At 43.5% G+C, this 20,381-nt stretch carries 7 protein-coding genes, 7 rRNA genes and 1 riboswitch; of the genes, 13 read left to right on the top strand and 1 reads right to left on the bottom strand.

What is annotated here, in order from left to right:
- The first annotated feature begins 3 nt into the window (after positions 1-3).
- The 10 genes from LG296_RS17140 to rrf (LG296_RS17095) all read left to right on the top strand — a co-directional run bounded on the left by LG296_RS17140 (position 4) and on the right by rrf (LG296_RS17095) (position 16,026).
- Complete coding sequence (locus tag LG296_RS17140) at positions 4-912, top strand: TIGR03943 family putative permease subunit (RefSeq protein ID WP_107936251.1); 909 nt, start codon at positions 4-6, stop codon at positions 910-912.
- Positions 913-1,086: 174 nt separating this feature from the next.
- A complete protein-coding gene (locus tag LG296_RS17135; protein ID WP_107936252.1) occupies positions 1,087-1,878 on the top strand; it encodes a YsnF/AvaK domain-containing protein in 792 nt (263 codons plus the stop codon).
- A gap of 41 nt (positions 1,879-1,919) precedes the next feature.
- Positions 1,920-2,081, top strand: a complete 162-nt coding sequence (locus tag LG296_RS17130) for a hypothetical protein (protein ID WP_181418079.1) — start codon at positions 1,920-1,922, stop codon at positions 2,079-2,081.
- 252 nt (positions 2,082-2,333) lie between these two features.
- Positions 2,334-2,435, top strand: a riboswitch (purine riboswitch).
- Between the two features lie 105 nt (positions 2,436-2,540).
- On the top strand, positions 2,541-3,842 hold the full coding sequence (locus tag LG296_RS17125; protein ID WP_107936254.1) for an NCS2 family permease: 1,302 nt from the start codon (positions 2,541-2,543) through the stop codon (positions 3,840-3,842).
- A 610-nt stretch (positions 3,843-4,452) separates the two neighbouring features.
- Positions 4,453-6,006, top strand: a 16S ribosomal RNA gene (locus LG296_RS17120).
- Positions 6,007-6,335: 329 nt separating this feature from the next.
- A 23S ribosomal RNA gene (locus LG296_RS17115) occupies positions 6,336-9,258 on the top strand.
- 63 nt (positions 9,259-9,321) lie between these two features.
- Positions 9,322-9,437 (top strand): 5S ribosomal RNA (gene rrf / locus LG296_RS17110).
- A 1,602-nt stretch (positions 9,438-11,039) separates the two neighbouring features.
- A 16S ribosomal RNA gene (locus LG296_RS17105) occupies positions 11,040-12,593 on the top strand.
- Positions 12,594-12,922: 329 nt separating this feature from the next.
- A 23S ribosomal RNA gene (locus LG296_RS17100) occupies positions 12,923-15,845 on the top strand.
- A 65-nt stretch (positions 15,846-15,910) separates the two neighbouring features.
- Positions 15,911-16,026, top strand: a 5S ribosomal RNA gene (gene rrf, locus LG296_RS17095).
- The 16S, 23S and 5S rRNA genes sit together here, the layout of an rRNA operon.
- 166 nt (positions 16,027-16,192) lie before the next feature.
- On the opposite strand, the gene LG296_RS17090 is transcribed toward rrf (LG296_RS17095), so the two are convergent.
- On the bottom strand, positions 16,193-16,591 hold the full coding sequence (locus LG296_RS17090; protein WP_107937909.1) for an NUDIX domain-containing protein: 399 nt from the start codon (positions 16,589-16,591) through the stop codon (positions 16,193-16,195).
- A gap of 118 nt (positions 16,592-16,709) precedes the next feature.
- Between LG296_RS17090 and LG296_RS17085 the strand changes: the two genes are divergently transcribed.
- The 3 genes from LG296_RS17085 (at position 16,710) to LG296_RS17075 (ending at position 20,142) form a co-directional block, all read left to right on the top strand.
- Positions 16,710-17,249 (top strand): DUF402 domain-containing protein, encoded by a 540-nt coding sequence (locus tag LG296_RS17085; protein WP_107937910.1) that lies wholly within the window; start codon positions 16,710-16,712, stop codon positions 17,247-17,249.
- Positions 17,250-17,289: 40 nt separating this feature from the next.
- A complete protein-coding gene (locus LG296_RS17080) occupies positions 17,290-17,826 on the top strand; it encodes a GNAT family N-acetyltransferase (protein ID WP_107937911.1) in 537 nt (178 codons plus the stop codon).
- 762 nt (positions 17,827-18,588) lie between these two features.
- Positions 18,589-20,142: ribosomal RNA gene (locus LG296_RS17075) — 16S ribosomal RNA — on the top strand.
- The last annotated feature ends 239 nt before the right edge of the window (positions 20,143-20,381 follow it).

Genomic DNA, 20,381 nt, shown 5'->3' with positions numbered 1-20,381 from the left:
CCGTTGATATTTCATTTTCAGCATTTTTTAAAAGCTTTATTACTAGGATTATTTACTTTGTATTTTGCTAATCTTCATCTCACAGGTGACATCTCTAAGTACATCAACCCAAAATATGATTTTATGAGTAAAATGGCGGCCATACTCTTTTTTATTTTATTGCTTATCCAGATTACGCGCATATGGTCGGAAAAGCATTCTCACCATACCTGTTCCCATAATTGTGATCATGATCATGGGAATAGTCATTGGAACTTGAAACGAATCGTCGGCTATAGCATTGTTGCATTTCCAATCATAACAGGATTTATGATTCCGCCTGCCACGTTAGATGCATCGATTGCTGCGAATAAGGGATTTCTAGTGGGCAAGGAGAACAGCCAAGGTTCGTTTTTAATGGAGGGGGCAGAATCTTTGGTGGAGAAAGAACATATTGATATCTATTCAAGTGATGTGGATGATATTGCTTTACCAAACGAAAATTATTTGTCTGAGAGTGAGTATGATGAAAGGTTCCGATTACTGCAAGAGTCTGAGACAATCGAAATGGCTGATGATATGTTCAGCACTTATTATGGGGAAATTAACGATAATCCAAAAACCTATGCGGGTAAAAAGATAAAACTGAGTGGCTTTGTTTTTAAGGAAAAGGGATTTGAAAGCAATCAGTTGGTAATATCAAGATTTTTAATAACCCATTGTATAGCCGATGCAAGTATTATAGGGTTTCTAACAGAATTTGATGGAGCCGATACCATCCAGGAGGATACATGGGTTGAAATCGATGGTGTAATAGAAGTGGGCTCATATGATGGATACGAATTGCCGATTTTAAAGGTTACAAGCTTAAGTGTAATAGATGAACCAAGTGAACCTTATATCTATCCTGTTCTAAAACTGTTAGGTAATTAATCTGCTTTCTAGGAGAGTCTCAATATGAGGCTCTTTTTTGATGATTGAATCCCTTTTCTAATAATGTTTTTGCACCATTTTCAAAAATGTGTAAGTTTCATGGAGAGGATATTGGGCAATAGAATAATAGATTCAACTACACAAAATAGCTGTAATTCTAGGAGGAGATTTAACATGGATAAACGTGAATTATATGGGATTTATGATACCGAGGCACAATTAGATGCTGAGATGGATCGATTACGTCTTCAAGGGTATAAAGAAGAAGATATGTTTATTGTATCAAGCAGAGATGACCAGTATACATTGCACCGTGGATATCTCGGAACCTCTGGAGAAATGGAAGGGGCTAGCTGGTGGGATAAATTCAAAGCCTTCTTAACAGGTGAAGACTTAGTGGATGATAATTTCCGTAGACTGGGGTTAGACGATGCCGAAAGAGAACGCTATTACAATGAATTGCGTAATGGCAAATATCTATTGTATGTCGATTCAGACTATGACACGTATTACAAGGATAGTACCCTTGCCTCCAGTGTTAATGATCTGAAAACATTAGAGCTTCATGAAGAGCGTTTGAATATTGATAAAAACCGCGTAATAACTGGAGAAGTGAATGTGAATAAAAACGTACACTTAGATGAGCAATCAATAGATGTACCTGTAGAACGAGAAGAGGTATATATTGAGCGACGTCCGGTAAATCGGGAAGTTGGAGAGGTGGCCGCTACTACCTTCAATACAGATAGTACTGTGGATGAAGAAGGTACAATTCATATTCCAATTACCGAAGAGCAAGTTGAGGTAACGAAAAAAGACGTTGTCACTGAAGAGATTGTGGTCGGTAAGCGTAAAGTAATGGATACTGAAACAATCACTGATACAGTCCGTCGTGAAGAAGCAGAAATCGATGATACGACAGATACTCTCAATAATAAGATTGATCGCCAGCAAGGTGGTATCTAATAGAAGAGTATTTTTCACAGCTAAGTAAAGGAGCTGAAAATATGCCTCACAAAGGAAAAGAGAAAATTGACCGCTTGGAAGATAGTGCGACGTTTGATGATGTCCCAAACGAAGAATTGAATGAAAAGGTAAAAGATGAGAAAAACAAAGAAAAGACAAAAGATACTTCTTCCAGTGAAGATGGAAAGCTAGATGAAAACTAGTTTAAAAAAGAGTGAATCCGTGATTTAATTGCGGGTTTGCTCTTTTTTGGTGTCTTGATGGAAGAGAGGTTGAATTCTTCAACAGATAATTTAATAGAATAAAAGTGATTAAAAGAGCAAAGTTTATCCAAAAAACGTTAAGTATACATTTAAATGATAGATATCCCCTTTAATTTACGAACTATAAAACAAATTTACCAATTAATGTTCGTAAAAAGGGTTGAAATCAAAAGAGTGAGATGTTATATTACAGAAGTAAATTAAATATTTCGTCGTATAATGTCGAGAATATGGCTCGTGAGTTTCTACCAAGCTACCTTAAATAGCTTGACTACGATTTAGAATCTATTAGTAACTGCTATTTTTGTATAGTTATTCTAATTATCGTAGACATGCAACTCTTGTTAGGTGCGTGTCTTTTTATTTATGACATTGTGGACGATTAATTCGGAGGAAAAAATGAAAAAGTATTTCCAATTTGAAGAGTTAGGGACGAATTATCGTCGAGAGATTCTTGGAGGTTTAACTACATTCCTTTCAATGGCTTATATTCTTGCTGTAAATCCAGGAATGCTAGAAGCTGCAGGGATGGACTATAATGCAGTATTTGTTGCAACAGCGTTAGCTGCAGCAGTAGGTTGTTTGTTCATGGGGCTTATTGCAAAATATCCAATAGCATTAGCACCAGGTATGGGGCTTAACGCATTCTTTACATTCTCTGTAGTTATGGGAATGGGTATGGCTTGGGAAACAGCCTTAACAGGGGTAATGTTCTCTGGGATAGTCTTCATTGTTTTATCACTTTCTGGTATTCGTGAAACAATTATTAATGCAATTCCAGCTCAATTAAAATATGCAGTTGGAGCAGGGATCGGTTTATTTATCACCTTCGTAGGATTCCAAGGTGCTGGAATCATTGTAAACGATGATGCAACTTTAACAGTATTAGGTGATATTACATCAGGTAATGCGTTACTTGCTGTATTTGGTATTTTCGTAACAGCAATCTTTATGGCTAAAAAAATTAATGGCGGTATTTTCTACGGTATGGTCATCACTGCAATTGCTGGTATGATTTTTGGTTTAGTTAATATGCCTGAAAAAATTGTTTCTTCTATTCCTAGTCTAGAGCCTACATTTGGCGCAGCTTTCGATTTTTTAGGAAACTTTGATGTTATCTGGAATTTAGATTTCTTAATTGTTGTTCTAACATTCCTATTTGTAGACTTCTTTGATACTGCTGGTACACTAATGGCGGTAGCTGGACAAGCTGGTCTTGTAAAAGACAACAAGCTACCACGAGCTGGTAGAGCCTTACTTGCGGATTCTTTAGCGACTGTAACAGGTGCAATTTTCGGTACTTCTACTACAACTTCTTATGTAGAGTCAACGGCTGGTGTAGCTGCAGGTGCTCGTTCTGGTCTTGCAGCGGTTGTAACAGGTATATTATTCTTATTAGCTTTATTCTTCTCTCCGGTTTTAGCGGTAGTAACAAGTGCGGTTACTGCTCCAGCTTTAATTATCGTTGGTGCATTAATGGTATCTTCGTTAAAGCTTATCGAATGGGATAAAATCGAAATTGCTATTCCGGCATTCTTAGTAATGATTTGTATGCCACTAGGATATTCAATTGCTACAGGTATTGCGATAGGGTTTATCTTCTATCCAATTACTATGCTTGTATCAGGTCGTGGTAAAGAAGTGCATCCAATTATGTATGGATTATTTGTTATCTTCTTATGCTACTTTATCTTCTTATAATTATAGATTACTAATATTATAGTAAAGGGTCGTTATCTTCTTTAGGAGATAACGGCTTTTTTTGTTCTATAAAATAACTGTATTCAAAATAGAAGGGGATGCATGTGTTTTAAACCAAAATACAATAGAAGGAATTTTGAGAAGGAGAAAAGACTGACTTAATGGAATTAATTTAAATTCATTTTTCGCTTGCAAAATAATCTATAGCTTAGTATAGTAATAAACGTTGCTGCTTGAGCAGTGAAGAATTGAAAAAATATATTGTTGACATCGTAAGAACTGGATGTTAAAGTAATTCAAGTCGTTACTTTTTGTAAGTAATGATGGATATCAAAAGTATTGACATAGTGTTAGTGGTTTGATATTATTTAAAAGTTACTTTTTGAAAAACACATTCAATTAATAAAGTGTTGACGATAAATTATTATCTTGATATAATAATTTGAGTAACGAATGAACCTTGAAAACTGAACAACAAAACGTTAATGAACATAGTTTCTTCTATTAAATTAGAGAAACAAAATTTTGGACATCAAAATTGATGCCGGCAGATGTTTGTCGGACATTTATAATGTCCGGTACAAAATTTGAGCTTTATCAAATTTTCTCTTTTATGGAGAGTTTGATCCTGGCTCAGGACGAACGCTGGCGGCGTGCCTAATACATGCAAGTCGAGCGGACTTTAGAAAAGCTTGCTTTTCTAAAGTTAGCGGCGGACGGGTGAGTAACACGTGGGCAACCTGCCCTATAGTTGGGGATAACTCCGGGAAACCGGGGCTAATACCGAATAATACATTCCTTCTCCTGTTGGAATGTTGAAAGATGGTTTACGCTATCGCTATAGGATGGGCCCGCGGCGCATTAGCTAGTTGGTGAGGTAACGGCTCACCAAGGCGACGATGCGTAGCCGACCTGAGAGGGTGATCGGCCACACTGGGACTGAGACACGGCCCAGACTCCTACGGGAGGCAGCAGTAGGGAATCTTCCACAATGGGCGAAAGCCTGATGGAGCAACGCCGCGTGAGTGAAGAAGGTTTTCGGATCGTAAAACTCTGTTGTAAGGGAAGAACAAGTACAGTAGTAACTGGCTGTACCTTGACGGTACCTTATTAGAAAGCCACGGCTAACTACGTGCCAGCAGCCGCGGTAATACGTAGGTGGCAAGCGTTGTCCGGAATTATTGGGCGTAAAGCGCGCGCAGGTGGTCCTTTAAGTCTGATGTGAAAGCCCACGGCTCAACCGTGGAGGGTCATTGGAAACTGGGGGACTTGAGTGCAGAAGAGGAAAGTGGAATTCCAAGTGTAGCGGTGAAATGCGTAGAGATTTGGAGGAACACCAGTGGCGAAGGCGACTTTCTGGTCTGTAACTGACACTGAGGCGCGAAAGCGTGGGGAGCAAACAGGATTAGATACCCTGGTAGTCCACGCCGTAAACGATGAGTGCTAAGTGTTAGGGGGTTTCCGCCCCTTAGTGCTGCAGCTAACGCATTAAGCACTCCGCCTGGGGAGTACGGTCGCAAGACTGAAACTCAAAGGAATTGACGGGGGCCCGCACAAGCGGTGGAGCATGTGGTTTAATTCGAAGCAACGCGAAGAACCTTACCAGGTCTTGACATCCCATTGACCGCTATGGAGACATAGCTTTCCCTTCGGGGACAGTGGTGACAGGTGGTGCATGGTTGTCGTCAGCTCGTGTCGTGAGATGTTGGGTTAAGTCCCGCAACGAGCGCAACCCTTGTTCTTAGTTGCCATCATTTAGTTGGGCACTCTAAGGAGACTGCCGGTGACAAACCGGAGGAAGGTGGGGATGACGTCAAATCATCATGCCCCTTATGACCTGGGCTACACACGTGCTACAATGGACGGTACAAACGGTTGCCAACCCGCGAGGGGGAGCTAATCCGATAAAACCGTTCTCAGTTCGGATTGTAGGCTGCAACTCGCCTACATGAAGCCGGAATCGCTAGTAATCGCGGATCAGCATGCCGCGGTGAATACGTTCCCGGGCCTTGTACACACCGCCCGTCACACCACGAGAGTTTGTAACACCCGAAGCCGGTGGGGTAACCCTTTTGGGAGCCAGCCGTCGAAGGTGGGACAGATGATTGGGGTGAAGTCGTAACAAGGTAGCCGTATCGGAAGGTGCGGCTGGATCACCTCCTTTCTAAGGATTATTAACGGAATGGTTGACCTTCCGAGGTCAAACCAACATTAACGTTTTGTGTTCAGTTTTGAAGGTTCAGTAATGAAACTTCAAAACTTGTTCTTTGAAAACTGGATAAAACGACATTGAAAGCAACAAAATTCAAGTAATTGATTGTGTAGTTCTTAAGTCTTTTCTTTTTAAGAAAAGCAGTAACTTTTAATCGAGGGTTTCAAGACACGAGTTAGACAAGGAAACAAGCGAGCGAACACCGCAGTGTACTTTAGTACATGAGGATGTGAGTGAGTGCAGTTGACACAGTATAACGATGTGGATTGGAAGCCGAACTAGGTTAAGTTATTAAGGGCGCACGGTGGATGCCTTGGCACTAGGAGCCGAAGAAGGACGGCACTAACACCGATATGCTTCGGGGAGCTGTAAGTGAGCTTTGATCCGGAGATTTCCGAATGGGGGAACCCACTGTTCGTAATGGAACAGTATCTTGACGTGAATACATAGCGTCTTGAAGGCAGACCCAGGGAACTGAAACATCTAAGTACCTGGAGGAAGAGAAAGAAATTATTCGATTCCCTGAGTAGCGGCGAGCGAAACGGGAAGAGCCCAAACCAAGAGGCTTGCCTCTTGGGGTTGTAGGACACTCAACATAAGAGTTACAAAGGAATGAGTTAGACGAAGCGACCTGGAAAGGTCCGCCGTAGCGGGTAAAAGCCCCGTAGTCGAAAGTTCATTCTCTCTTGAGTGTATCCTGAGTACGGCGGAACACGTGAAATTCCGTCGGAATCCGGGAGGACCATCTCCCAAGGCTAAATACTACCTAGTGACCGATAGTGAACCAGTACCGTGAGGGAAAGGTGAAAAGCACCCCGGAAGGGGAGTGAAATAGATCCTGAAACCGTGTGCCTACAAGTAGTTAGAGCCCGTTAATGGGTGATAGCGTGCCTTTTGTAGAATGAACCGGCGAGTTACGATTACGTGCAAGGTTAAGCTGAGAAGGCGGAGCCGTAGCGAAAGCGAGTCTGAATAGGGCGAATGAGTACGTGGTCGTAGACCCGAAACCAGGTGATCTACCCATGTCCAGGGTGAAGGTGAGGTAACACTCACTGGAGGCCCGAACCCACGCACGTTGAAAAGTGCGGGGATGAGGTGTGGGTAGCGGAGAAATTCCAATCGAACCTGGAGATAGCTGGTTCTCTCCGAAATAGCTTTAGGGCTAGCCTCGTGATTGAGAATACTGGAGGTAGAGCACTGTTTGGACTAGGGGGGCATCTCGCTTTACCGAATTCAGACAAACTCCGAATGCCAGATATTTATACACGGGAGTCAGACTGCGAGTGATAAGATCCGTAGTCAAAAGGGAAACAGCCCAGACCACCAGCTAAGGTCCCAAAGTAATCGTTAAGTGGAAAAGGATGTGGCGTTGCTTAGACAACCAGGATGTTGGCTTAGAAGCAGCCATCATTTAAAGAGTGCGTAATAGCTCACTGGTCGAGTGACGCTGCGCCGAAAATGTATCGGGGCTAAACGATTCACCGAAGCTGTGGATGGAACATCTTAGATGTTCCGTGGTAGGAGAGCGTTCTAAGTGCGTTGAAGTCAGACCGGAAGGACTGGTGGAGCGCTTAGAAGTGAGAATGCCGGTATGAGTAGCGAAAGATGGGTGAGAATCCCATCCACCGTATGACTAAGGTTTCCTGAGGAAGGCTCGTCCGCTCAGGGTTAGTCGGGACCTAAGTCGAGGCCGATAGGCGTAGACGATGGACAACAGGTTGATATTCCTGTACCACCTCCCCGCCGTTTGAGTAATGGGGGGACGCAGTAGGATAAGATAAGCGTACCGTTGGTTGAGTACGCCCAAGCAGTAAGGCGTGGAAGTAGGCAAATCCGCTTCCTGTAACGTTGAGCTGTGATGGGGAGCTCTTATGAGCGAAGTATCTGATTTCACGCTGCCAAGAAAAGCCTCTAGCGAGGCGGGAGGTGCCCGTACCGCAAACCGACACAGGTAGTCGAGGAGAGAATCCTAAGGTGTGCGAGAGAACTCTCGTTAAGGAACTCGGCAAAATGACCCCGTAACTTCGGGAGAAGGGGTGCTCTCAGCAATGAGAGCCGCAGTGAATAGGCCCAGGCGACTGTTTAGCAAAAACACAGGTCTCTGCAAAACCGTAAGGTGACGTATAGGGGCTGACGCCTGCCCGGTGCTGGAAGGTTAAGAGGAGGGGTTAGCGCAAGCGAAGCTCTGAATTGAAGCCCCAGTAAACGGCGGCCGTAACTATAACGGTCCTAAGGTAGCGAAATTCCTTGTCGGGTAAGTTCCGACCCGCACGAAAGGCGTAACGATCTGGGCACTGTCTCAACGAGAGACTCGGTGAAATTATAGTACCTGTGAAGATGCAGGTTACCCGCGACAGGACGGAAAGACCCCGTGGAGCTTTACTGTAGCCTGATATTGAATTTTGGTACAACTTGTACAGGATAGGTAGGAGCCAGAGAACTCGGAGCGCCAGCTTCGAGGGAGGCGTCGGTGGGATACTACCCTGGTTGTATTGAAATTCTAACCCATGCCCCTTAGCGGGGCAGGAGACAGTGTCAGGTGGACAGTTTGACTGGGGCGGTCGCCTCCTAAAAGGTAACGGAGGCGCCCAAAGGTTCCCTCAGAATGGTTGGAAATCATTCGTAGAGTGTAAAGGCACAAGGGAGCTTGACTGCGAGACCTACAAGTCGAGCAGGGTCGAAAGACGGGCTTAGTGATCCGGTGGTTCCGCATGGAAGGGCCATCGCTCAACGGATAAAAGCTACCCCGGGGATAACAGGCTTATCTCCCCCAAGAGTCCACATCGACGGGGAGGTTTGGCACCTCGATGTCGGCTCATCGCATCCTGGGGCTGTAGTCGGTCCCAAGGGTTGGGCTGTTCGCCCATTAAAGCGGTACGCGAGCTGGGTTCAGAACGTCGTGAGACAGTTCGGTCCCTATCCGTCGTGGGCGTAGGAAATTTGAGAGGAGCTGTCCTTAGTACGAGAGGACCGGGATGGACACACCGCTGGTGTACCAGTTGTCTTGCCAAAGGCATCGCTGGGTAGCTATGTGTGGACGGGATAAGTGCTGAAAGCATCTAAGCATGAAGCCCCCCTCAAGATGAGATTTCCCATTACGCAAGTAAGTAAGATCCCTCAAAGACGATGAGGTAGATAGGTTCGAGGTGGAAGTGTGGTGACACATGGAGCTGACGAATACTAATCGATCGAGGACTTAACCAAATCTTGAAAGCAATCAATGTCTTTATCCAGTTTTGAGAGAACAAGCTTCTTTCAATAAAATAGTCTAGTGATGATGGCAAAGAGGTCACACCCGTTCCCATACCGAACACGGAAGTTAAGCTCTTTAGCGCCGATGGTAGTTGGGGGCTTCCCCCTGTGAGAGTAGGACGTCGCTAGGCAACTAAACCACTGAGTGTTCAGTGGTTTTTTTATATGCAAAAAAGCCCTAACTATTATTAAACCGAAGGTTCATTAGTGCGTATAAGAAAGAGAAATACATACAGAAGTAAAACCTCGAGAAGTGGGAGGACCAAGGAGAACAAAGTGCGGTGTACTTTATTCATGAGCGTCGGCTCAACATAGCTGAAGAAGTTGTCATCTTCGTTGGCCAATTGAAAGTAGGACATAATTAGTCGTATAAAAACCGTAGATATTTCTACAATTTTTTATTTTTCCTTAAATCTAATTAATATAGTGGAAAGAAACATCTAATATAAATTCATGCTCAGTAGCTATTAGGTGCCAATATATATAATAAGGATGGAAGGAAATAATGGATTGAATGCAGTGGGAATAATAATTTAATTTAGACAACAGGTCTTTCTATATTTTAGGTTGAAGATTAACTGTTATTTTTGAAACTAATAAGAAGATATGCAAATAAATATTAGATGCAAAAAAACAGCATATTAAAAATGGAAAATAAATGTTTTGATTAACTATTATTAATAAAATAGCACCAATAACTATACCTGTTAATGAATATATTCCGAGACTAATAAAATAACGTAATAATTTTGAAGTAATGATAAATCTTCCTGCTAAATTGTCTATCAAGATAGAGAGAGGTAATCCTACAAGGAAATAAATAGGTCCCGCATATAGTATAACGAAGATAAATGTCTCAAAAAAAACCAAAATAATAAACATTAGCTTCTCGCTGGGAACTGGGTACATATGAATACCAAGAAAGTAATATTGCAAATAAAATAACTGATATTGCTGCAGTTATGAATCTTTTTAACATTGAATCCTCCATATATGATCAATAGAAATTTTAAGATTACAGGAGAGATAACGTTTGCTAAAAATGTGAGATGATTTATACAAATATTAACAAAGTATAAAAAGAGAATAAATAGGTAATTTTCATAGATTAGCTAAATGGCTAATAATAAAAGTGTAAGAATATTTTTTCTAACAAATACACAAGTTATATATAATCTAGCAATATTTTTAAGTAGGTCATACTTTTCTAATTTATTGAATGCTACTCGTCCTTCAAAGAATAGGAATTGATTAGGCTTATATTATATAGATATATTAGAGGGAGTTCTAATCTAAACAAAATTAAAATTAATTTCTTACTATATACTTGCAATCTGTTTATTATAGTGATATATTATTAACTGTCAGCTTAAGAGTATCAAATAAATACAATTAATGAAAGAAAGTTATTGACTTTGATATGAATTATTGATAGAATTAAAAAGTTGTCGATCGAATTTAATCGATATAATTTAAAACTGTTGACATCTATATATAAGTGGTGTTATAGTAATAAAGTTACTTTTTTTAAAACAGCGGGAAAATTATTGTTGACATAACAAATTAGAGATGTTACAATATTGGAAGTCGATATTAAAGAGATTAACACGAACCTTGAAAACTGAACAACAAAACGTTAATGAACATAGTTTCTTCTATTAAATTAGAGAAACGAAATTTTGGACATCAAAATTGATGCCAGCACAAAATTTGAGCTTTATCAAATTTTCTCTTTTATGGAGAGTTTGATCCTGGCTCAGGACGAACGCTGGCGGCGTGCCTAATACATGCAAGTCGAGCGGACTTTAGAAAAGCTTGCTTTTCTAAAGTTAGCGGCGGACGGGTGAGTAACACGTGGGCAACCTGCCCTATAGTTGGGGATAACTCCGGGAAACCGGGGCTAATACCGAATAATACATTCCTTCTCCTGTTGGAATGTTGAAAGATGGTTTACGCTATCGCTATAGGATGGGCCCGCGGCGCATTAGCTAGTTGGTGAGGTAACGGCTCACCAAGGCGACGATGCGTAGCCGACCTGAGAGGGTGATCGGCCACACTGGGACTGAGACACGGCCCAGACTCCTACGGGAGGCAGCAGTAGGGAATCTTCCACAATGGGCGAAAGCCTGATGGAGCAACGCCGCGTGAGTGAAGAAGGTTTTCGGATCGTAAAACTCTGTTGTAAGGGAAGAACAAGTACAGTAGTAACTGGCTGTACCTTGACGGTACCTTATTAGAAAGCCACGGCTAACTACGTGCCAGCAGCCGCGGTAATACGTAGGTGGCAAGCGTTGTCCGGAATTATTGGGCGTAAAGCGCGCGCAGGTGGTCCTTTAAGTCTGATGTGAAAGCCCACGGCTCAACCGTGGAGGGTCATTGGAAACTGGGGGACTTGAGTGCAGAAGAGGAAAGTGGAATTCCAAGTGTAGCGGTGAAATGCGTAGAGATTTGGAGGAACACCAGTGGCGAAGGCGACTTTCTGGTCTGTAACTGACACTGAGGCGCGAAAGCGTGGGGAGCAAACAGGATTAGATACCCTGGTAGTCCACGCCGTAAACGATGAGTGCTAAGTGTTAGGGGGTTTCCGCCCCTTAGTGCTGCAGCTAACGCATTAAGCACTCCGCCTGGGGAGTACGGTCGCAAGACTGAAACTCAAAGGAATTGACGGGGGCCCGCACAAGCGGTGGAGCATGTGGTTTAATTCGAAGCAACGCGAAGAACCTTACCAGGTCTTGACATCCCATTGACCGCTATGGAGACATAGCTTTCCCTTCGGGGACAGTGGTGACAGGTGGTGCATGGTTGTCGTCAGCTCGTGTCGTGAGATGTTGGGTTAAGTCCCGCAACGAGCGCAACCCTTGTTCTTAGTTGCCATCATTTAGTTGGGCACTCTAAGGAGACTGCCGGTGACAAACCGGAGGAAGGTGGGGATGACGTCAAATCATCATGCCCCTTATGACCTGGGCTACACACGTGCTACAATGGACGGTACAAACGGTTGCCAACCCGCGAGGGGGAGCTAATCCGATAAAACCGTTCTCAGTTCGGATTGTAGGCTGCAACTCGCCTACATGAAGCCGGAATCGCTAGTAATCGCGGATCAGCATGCCGCGGTGAATACGTTCCCGGGCCTTGTACACACCGCCCGTCACACCACGAGAGTTTGTAACACCCGAAGCCGGTGGGGTAACCCTTTTGGGAGCCAGCCGTCGAAGGTGGGACAGATGATTGGGGTGAAGTCGTAACAAGGTAGCCGTATCGGAAGGTGCGGCTGGATCACCTCCTTTCTAAGGATTATTAACGGAATGGTTGACCTTCCGAGGTCAAACCAACATTAACGTTTTGTGTTCAGTTTTGAAGGTTCAGTAATGAAACTTCAAAACTTGTTCTTTGAAAACTGGATAAAACGACATTGAAAGCAACAAAATTCAAGTAATTGATTGTGTAGTTCTTAAGTCTTTTCTTTTTAAGAAAAGCAGTAACTTTTAATCGAGGGTTTCAAGACACGAGTTAGACAAGGAAACAAGCGAGCGAACACCGCAGTGTACTTTAGTACATGAGGATGTGAGTGAGTGCAGTTGACACAGTATAACGATGTGGATTGGAAGCCGAACTAGGTTAAGTTATTAAGGGCGCACGGTGGATGCCTTGGCACTAGGAGCCGAAGAAGGACGGCACTAACACCGATATGCTTCGGGGAGCTGTAAGTGAGCTTTGATCCGGAGATTTCCGAATGGGGGAACCCACTGTTCGTAATGGAACAGTATCTTGACGTGAATACATAGCGTCTTGAAGGCAGACCCAGGGAACTGAAACATCTAAGTACCTGGAGGAAGAGAAAGAAATTATTCGATTCCCTGAGTAGCGGCGAGCGAAACGGGAAGAGCCCAAACCAAGAGGCTTGCCTCTTGGGGTTGTAGGACACTCAACATAAGAGTTACAAAGGAATGAGTTAGACGAAGCGACCTGGAAAGGTCCGCCGTAGCGGGTAAAAGCCCCGTAGTCGAAAGTTCATTCTCTCTTGAGTGTATCCTGAGTACGGCGGAACACGTGAAATTCCGTCGGAATCCGGGAGGACCATCTCCCAAGGCTAAATACTACCTAGTGACCGATAGTGAACCAGTACCGTGAGGGAAAGGTGAAAAGCACCCCGGAAGGGGAGTGAAATAGATCCTGAAACCGTGTGCCTACAAGTAGTTAGAGCCCGTTAATGGGTGATAGCGTGCCTTTTGTAGAATGAACCGGCGAGTTACGATTACGTGCAAGGTTAAGCTGAGAAGGCGGAGCCGTAGCGAAAGCGAGTCTGAATAGGGCGAATGAGTACGTGGTCGTAGACCCGAAACCAGGTGATCTACCCATGTCCAGGGTGAAGGTGAGGTAACACTCACTGGAGGCCCGAACCCACGCACGTTGAAAAGTGCGGGGATGAGGTGTGGGTAGCGGAGAAATTCCAATCGAACCTGGAGATAGCTGGTTCTCTCCGAAATAGCTTTAGGGCTAGCCTCGTGATTGAGAATACTGGAGGTAGAGCACTGTTTGGACTAGGGGGGCATCTCGCTTTACCGAATTCAGACAAACTCCGAATGCCAGATATTTATACACGGGAGTCAGACTGCGAGTGATAAGATCCGTAGTCAAAAGGGAAACAGCCCAGACCACCAGCTAAGGTCCCAAAGTAATCGTTAAGTGGAAAAGGATGTGGCGTTGCTTAGACAACCAGGATGTTGGCTTAGAAGCAGCCATCATTTAAAGAGTGCGTAATAGCTCACTGGTCGAGTGACGCTGCGCCGAAAATGTATCGGGGCTAAACGATTCACCGAAGCTGTGGATGGAACATCTTAGATGTTCCGTGGTAGGAGAGCGTTCTAAGTGCGTTGAAGTCAGACCGGAAGGACTGGTGGAGCGCTTAGAAGTGAGAATGCCGGTATGAGTAGCGAAAGATGGGTGAGAATCCCATCCACCGTATGACTAAGGTTTCCTGAGGAAGGCTCGTCCGCTCAGGGTTAGTCGGGACCTAAGTCGAGGCCGATAGGCGTAGACGATGGACAACAGGTTGATATTCCTGTACCACCTCCCCGCCGTTTGAGTAATGGGGGGACGCAGTAGGATAAGATAAGCGTACCGTTGGTTGAGTACGCCCAAGCAGTAAGGCGTGGAAGTAGGCAAATCCGCTTCCTGTAACGTTGAGCTGTGATGGGGAGCTCTTATGAGCGAAGTATCTGATTTCACGCTGCCAAGAAAAGCCTCTAGCGAGGCGGGAGGTGCCCGTACCGCAAACCGACACAGGTAGTCGAGGAGAGAATCCTAAGGTGTGCGAGAGAACTCTCGTTAAGGAACTCGGCAAAATGACCCCGTAACTTCGGGAGAAGGGGTGCTCTCAGCAATGAGAGCCGCAGTGAATAGGCCCAGGCGACTGTTTAGCAAAAACACAGGTCTCTGCAAAACCGTAAGGTGACGTATAGGGGCTGACGCCTGCCCGGTGCTGGAAGGTTAAGAGGAGGGGTTAGCGCAAGCGAAGCTCTGAATTGAAGCCCCAGTAAACGGCGGCCGTAACTATAACGGTCCTAAGGTAGCGAAATTCCTTGTCGGGTAAGTTCCGACCCGCACGAAAGGCGTAACGATCTGGGCACTGTCTCAACGAGAGACTCGGTGAAATTATAGTACCTGTGAAGATGCAGGTTACCCGCGACAGGACGGAAAGACCCCGTGGAGCTTTACTGTAGCCTGATATTGAATTTTGGTACAACTTGTACAGGATAGGTAGGAGCCAGAGAACTCGGAGCGCCAGCTTCGAGGGAGGCGTCGGTGGGATACTACCCTGGTTGTATTGAAATTCTAACCCATGCCCCTTAGCGGGGCAGGAGACAGTGTCAGGTGGACAGTTTGACTGGGGCGGTCGCCTCCTAAAAGGTAACGGAGGCGCCCAAAGGTTCCCTCAGAATGGTTGGAAATCATTCGTAGAGTGTAAAGGCACAAGGGAGCTTGACTGCGAGACCTACAAGTCGAGCAGGGTCGAAAGACGGGCTTAGTGATCCGGTGGTTCCGCATGGAAGGGCCATCGCTCAACGGATAAAAGCTACCCCGGGGATAACAGGCTTATCTCCCCCAAGAGTCCACATCGACGGGGAGGTTTGGCACCTCGATGTCGGCTCATCGCATCCTGGGGCTGTAGTCGGTCCCAAGGGTTGGGCTGTTCGCCCATTAAAGCGGTACGCGAGCTGGGTTCAGAACGTCGTGAGACAGTTCGGTCCCTATCCGTCGTGGGCGTAGGAAATTTGAGAGGAGCTGTCCTTAGTACGAGAGGACCGGGATGGACACACCGCTGGTGTACCAGTTGTCTTGCCAAAGGCATCGCTGGGTAGCTATGTGTGGACGGGATAAGTGCTGAAAGCATCTAAGCATGAAGCCCCCCTCAAGATGAGATTTCCCATTACGCAAGTAAGTAAGATCCCTCAAAGACGATGAGGTAGATAGGTTCGAGGTGGAAGTGTGGTGACACATGGAGCTGACGAATACTAATCGATCGAGGACTTAACCAAAATCTTGAATGCAATCAATGTCTTTATCCAGTTTTGAGAGAACAAGCTTCTTTCAATTAAATAAGTCTAGTGATGATGGCAAAGAGGTCACACCCGTTCCCATACCGAACACGGAAGTTAAGCTCTTTAGCGCCGATGGTAGTTGGGGGCTTCCCCCTGTGAGAGTAGGACGTCGCTAGGCAAACGAAACCACTGATTAATCAGTGGTTTTTTTATATTTAAAAATAACCCAACTATTATTAAAACCGAAGGTTCATCGGTGCGTATGAGGAAAAGAAATGCTTACTGAAGTATAACCTCGAGAAATAGGAGAACCAAGAGTAACAAGGAATTATGTGTAGTCCAGGTTATTTTATGAAAATAGCTTGTATACTAGCAGCTACTTCACTAGGTCTTACATCAATAAGATGAAGATTACCAATAGGAATCCGCATAGGTTCATAGGTACCACGATTCCTAGTTGGATTAGTAAATTCTTCACCTTGTCCATTCCCGATATTCCCCTCAATGATTTCTTCTTTGAAAAAATACTGTGTGCCATTGTATTGGATGATTTGAAAACAATCTTCAACATGAATTTTAACTCCTAATTCCTCAAGGACTTCTCTTTTAGTTGCTTCCTCAGGTGTTTCATCCTCTTCTATTCCTCCTCCTGGAAATACATAATAAACTATCCCTTCTCTTATTCTTTTAATTAATACAATTTTTTGATTCTTTACAAGTATACAAGAACCCCTATCACGCATATAAATCTCCCCCTAAAAGAATCTGTATATAAATATTAGCTTTATTTTTTGATTATTCAAACAAATGAACTTAGAATAAAAGGATAGTAGAAATCTGCTTTAAGTGGAGGAGGGGAAGATGTTAAAAAGAAAATACGGTAATCGGACAAATTGGAAACGAGTTTTGAAACGAGAATATCAACAAATCTATTATCAGGATGAAATATTTAAGGGATATATCACCTTGCTCAATATCAAGGAAGTATCTGAGCCCTTGATTGTAAAAAATGGTGGGAAAGAAGTTTGTATAGTTAATAACGGTTTTTCATGGCTACAGCATTTCCCAATTGGAAAGAACTATTCCGTTACTACAATGTTTGATACTCAAGGTAAGATTGTTCAATGGTATATAGATATTTGCTATGAAATTGGCAGTGAGAAGAATATTCCGTGGATGGATGATTTATATTTGGATATTGTTGTATTTCCGACAGGAGAAATAATACTGTTAGATGAAGAGGAACTTGATGAGGCTCTAACTAATGGAGTAATTGATAAGTCTATGTATGATATGGCTTGGAAAGAGGCTAATGAATTGATGGATTTAATTCAACAAGACAATTTCGACTTACTTAAACTAGCTAAAGATCACCAAGAGATTATAAGAAATAAAGGTTAAAGCTATATAGATGGTTATTGTTAGACAGGAGCTGGTAGAGATGGGAAATTTACAATTTAAATTATTTCAAAATGAACTAAATGAAATGATCTCGTTTATGACAAGTAATTTCTGGGAGTATCACACAGACCCAAATGTTTCACAAGAACAAATTGTTCATTCAGTTAATAAGGGCTGGTACAATGAGAATCGTGAGACCTTTTGGATTGAACTATCCAACAAAAAGATTGGTTTAATCATTATACATGATATTAGTGATACGATACCGCTATTTGATATTAGATTAGACAGTATATACAGAGGACTTGGTTATGGAAGCGAAACTATTAAGTGGATGGTAGATTACATATTTAATTTACAAGATAGCAAAATTAGAATTGAAGCATACACTCGTAGCGATAATTACGCGATGAGAAAGACTTTGAGTAATTGCAACTTTGTAAAAGAGGGGTATTTGAGAAGCGCGTGGGAGAATAAGGACGGTACCATTCACGACTCAATTTGCTATAGTGTCATTAAAACCGATTGGGAAAGAGGAATAGTGACGCCGGTAAATCTAGAAGCAGTCCCTTTTTAATAATATAGAGGAGATGTAATAAAACATCTCCTGTAAAATTACACTTCGACTTTTAAGACCTCGTATTGATAACCTTCCAGTTTGTAATTTTGTCTTTGGTACATATCTCTGGGTGTATCTTTACCATTTATAACTAAAATAATAGTTTTGTATTGAAAATTTGCCATTATAAAATGTTGAATGGCACTACTAATACTTATGAGTGGAGAAGAATCTAATATAAATATATTATCTATCTCTACAGAATCTTGCTTTTCGATAGAAGGCCGATAGTAGTAATGTTTTATATAAGATTAATATAACTATACATTTATAATAAAAAAATAATATTTATGTTTAGTTGAATTATTATACAAAATACTTGCTTAGCAATAATTATAGTGATATAGTAGTTAAGTCGCTCAAAGAGTATCATATAAATAATATGTTATTAAAATAAGTATTGCTTTTGATTCAAACGAGTGATAGTATTAGTAAAGTCGTTAGTTGCTTGTAGTAATAACGATACAAAAAACAATTGACATCTACTAATATAAATGTTATATTATAAAAGTTGCTTTTAACAAGCGTAATTGAAAGTTGTTGACATCACGATAGTGAAATGCTACAATATTAAAGTTACTGTTAAAGTGATATGTGAACCTTGAAAACTGAACAACAAAACGTTAATGAACATAGTTTCTTCTATTAAATTAGAGAAACAAAATTTTGGACATCAAAATTGATGCCAGCACAAAATTTGAGCTTTATCAAATTTTCTCTTTTATGGAGAGTTTGATCCTGGCTCAGGACGAACGCTGGCGGCGTGCCTAATACATGCAAGTCGAGCGGACTTTAGAAAAGCTTGCTTTTCTAAAGTTAGCGGCGGACGGGTGAGTAACACGTGGGCAACCTGCCCTATAGTTGGGGATAACTCCGGGAAACCGGGGCTAATACCGAATAATACATTCCTTCTCCTGTTGGAATGTTGAAAGATGGTTTACGCTATCGCTATAGGATGGGCCCGCGGCGCATTAGCTAGTTGGTGAGGTAACGGCTCACCAAGGCGACGATGCGTAGCCGACCTGAGAGGGTGATCGGCCACACTGGGACTGAGACACGGCCCAGACTCCTACGGGAGGCAGCAGTAGGGAATCTTCCACAATGGGCGAAAGCCTGATGGAGCAACGCCGCGTGAGTGAAGAAGGTTTTCGGATCGTAAAACTCTGTTGTAAGGGAAGAACAAGTACAGTAGTAACTGGCTGTACCTTGACGGTACCTTATTAGAAAGCCACGGCTAACTACGTGCCAGCAGCCGCGGTAATACGTAGGTGGCAAGCGTTGTCCGGAATTATTGGGCGTAAAGCGCGCGCAGGTGGTCCTTTAAGTCTGATGTGAAAGCCCACGGCTCAACCGTGGAGGGTCATTGGAAACTGGGGGACTTGAGTGCAGAAGAGGAAAGTGGAATTCCAAGTGTAGCGGTGAAATGCGTAGAGATTTGGAGGAACACCAGTGGCGAAGGCGACTTTCTGGTCTGTAACTGACACTGAGGCGCGAAAGCGTGGGGAGCAAACAGGATTAGATACCCTGGTAGTCCACGCCGTAAACGATGAGTGCTAAGTGTTAGGGGGTTTCCGCCCCTTAGTGCTGCAGCTAACGCATTAAGCACTCCGCCTGGGGAGTACGGTCGCAAGACTGAAACTCAAAGGAATTGACGGGGGCCCGCACAAGCGGTGGAGCATGTGGTTTAATTCGAAGCAACGCGAAGAACCTTACCAGGTCTTGACATCCCATTGACCGCTATGGAGACATAGCTTTCCCTTCGGGGACAGTGGTGACAGGTGGTGCATGGTTGTCGTCAGCTCGTGTCGTGAGATGTTGGGTTAAGTCCCGCAACGAGCGCAACCCTTGTTCTTAGTTGCCATCATTTAGTTGGGCACTCTAAGGAGACTGCCGGTGACAAACCGGAGGAAGGTGGGGATGACGTCAAATCATCATGCCCCTTATGACCTGGGCTACACACGTGCTACAATGGACGGTACAAACGGTTGCCAACCCGCGAGGGGGAGCTAATCCGATAAAACCGTTCTCAGTTCGGATTGTAGGCTGCAACTCGCCTACATGAAGCCGGAATCGCTAGTAATCGCGGATCAGCATGCCGCGGTGAATACGTTCCCGGGCCTTGTACACACCGCCCGTCACACCACGAGAGTTTGTAACACCCGAAGCCGGTGGGGTAACCCTTTTGGGAGCCAGCCGTCGAAGGTGGGACAGATGATTGGGGTGAAGTCGTAACAAGGTAGCCGTATCGGAAGGTGCGGCTGGATCACCTCCTTTCTAAGGATTATTAACGGAATGGTTGACCTTCCGAGGTCAAACCAACATTAACGTTTTGTGTTCAGTTTTGAAGGTTCAGTAATGAAACTTCAAAACTTGTTCTTTGAAAACTGGATAAAACGACATTGAAAGCAACAAAATTCAAGTAATTGATTGTGTAGTTCTTAAGTCTTTTCTTTTTAAGAAAAGCAGTAACTTTTAATCGAGGGTTTCAAGACACGAGTTAGACAAGGAAACAA

The organism is Ureibacillus chungkukjangi, from assembly GCF_044795995.1.
In the GTDB taxonomy this organism is placed as follows: domain Bacteria; phylum Bacillota; class Bacilli; order Bacillales_A; family Planococcaceae; genus Ureibacillus; species Ureibacillus chungkukjangi.
The sequence above is the reverse complement of the archived record's forward strand: the minus strand, read 5'-3'. Positions and strand labels throughout refer to the sequence as shown.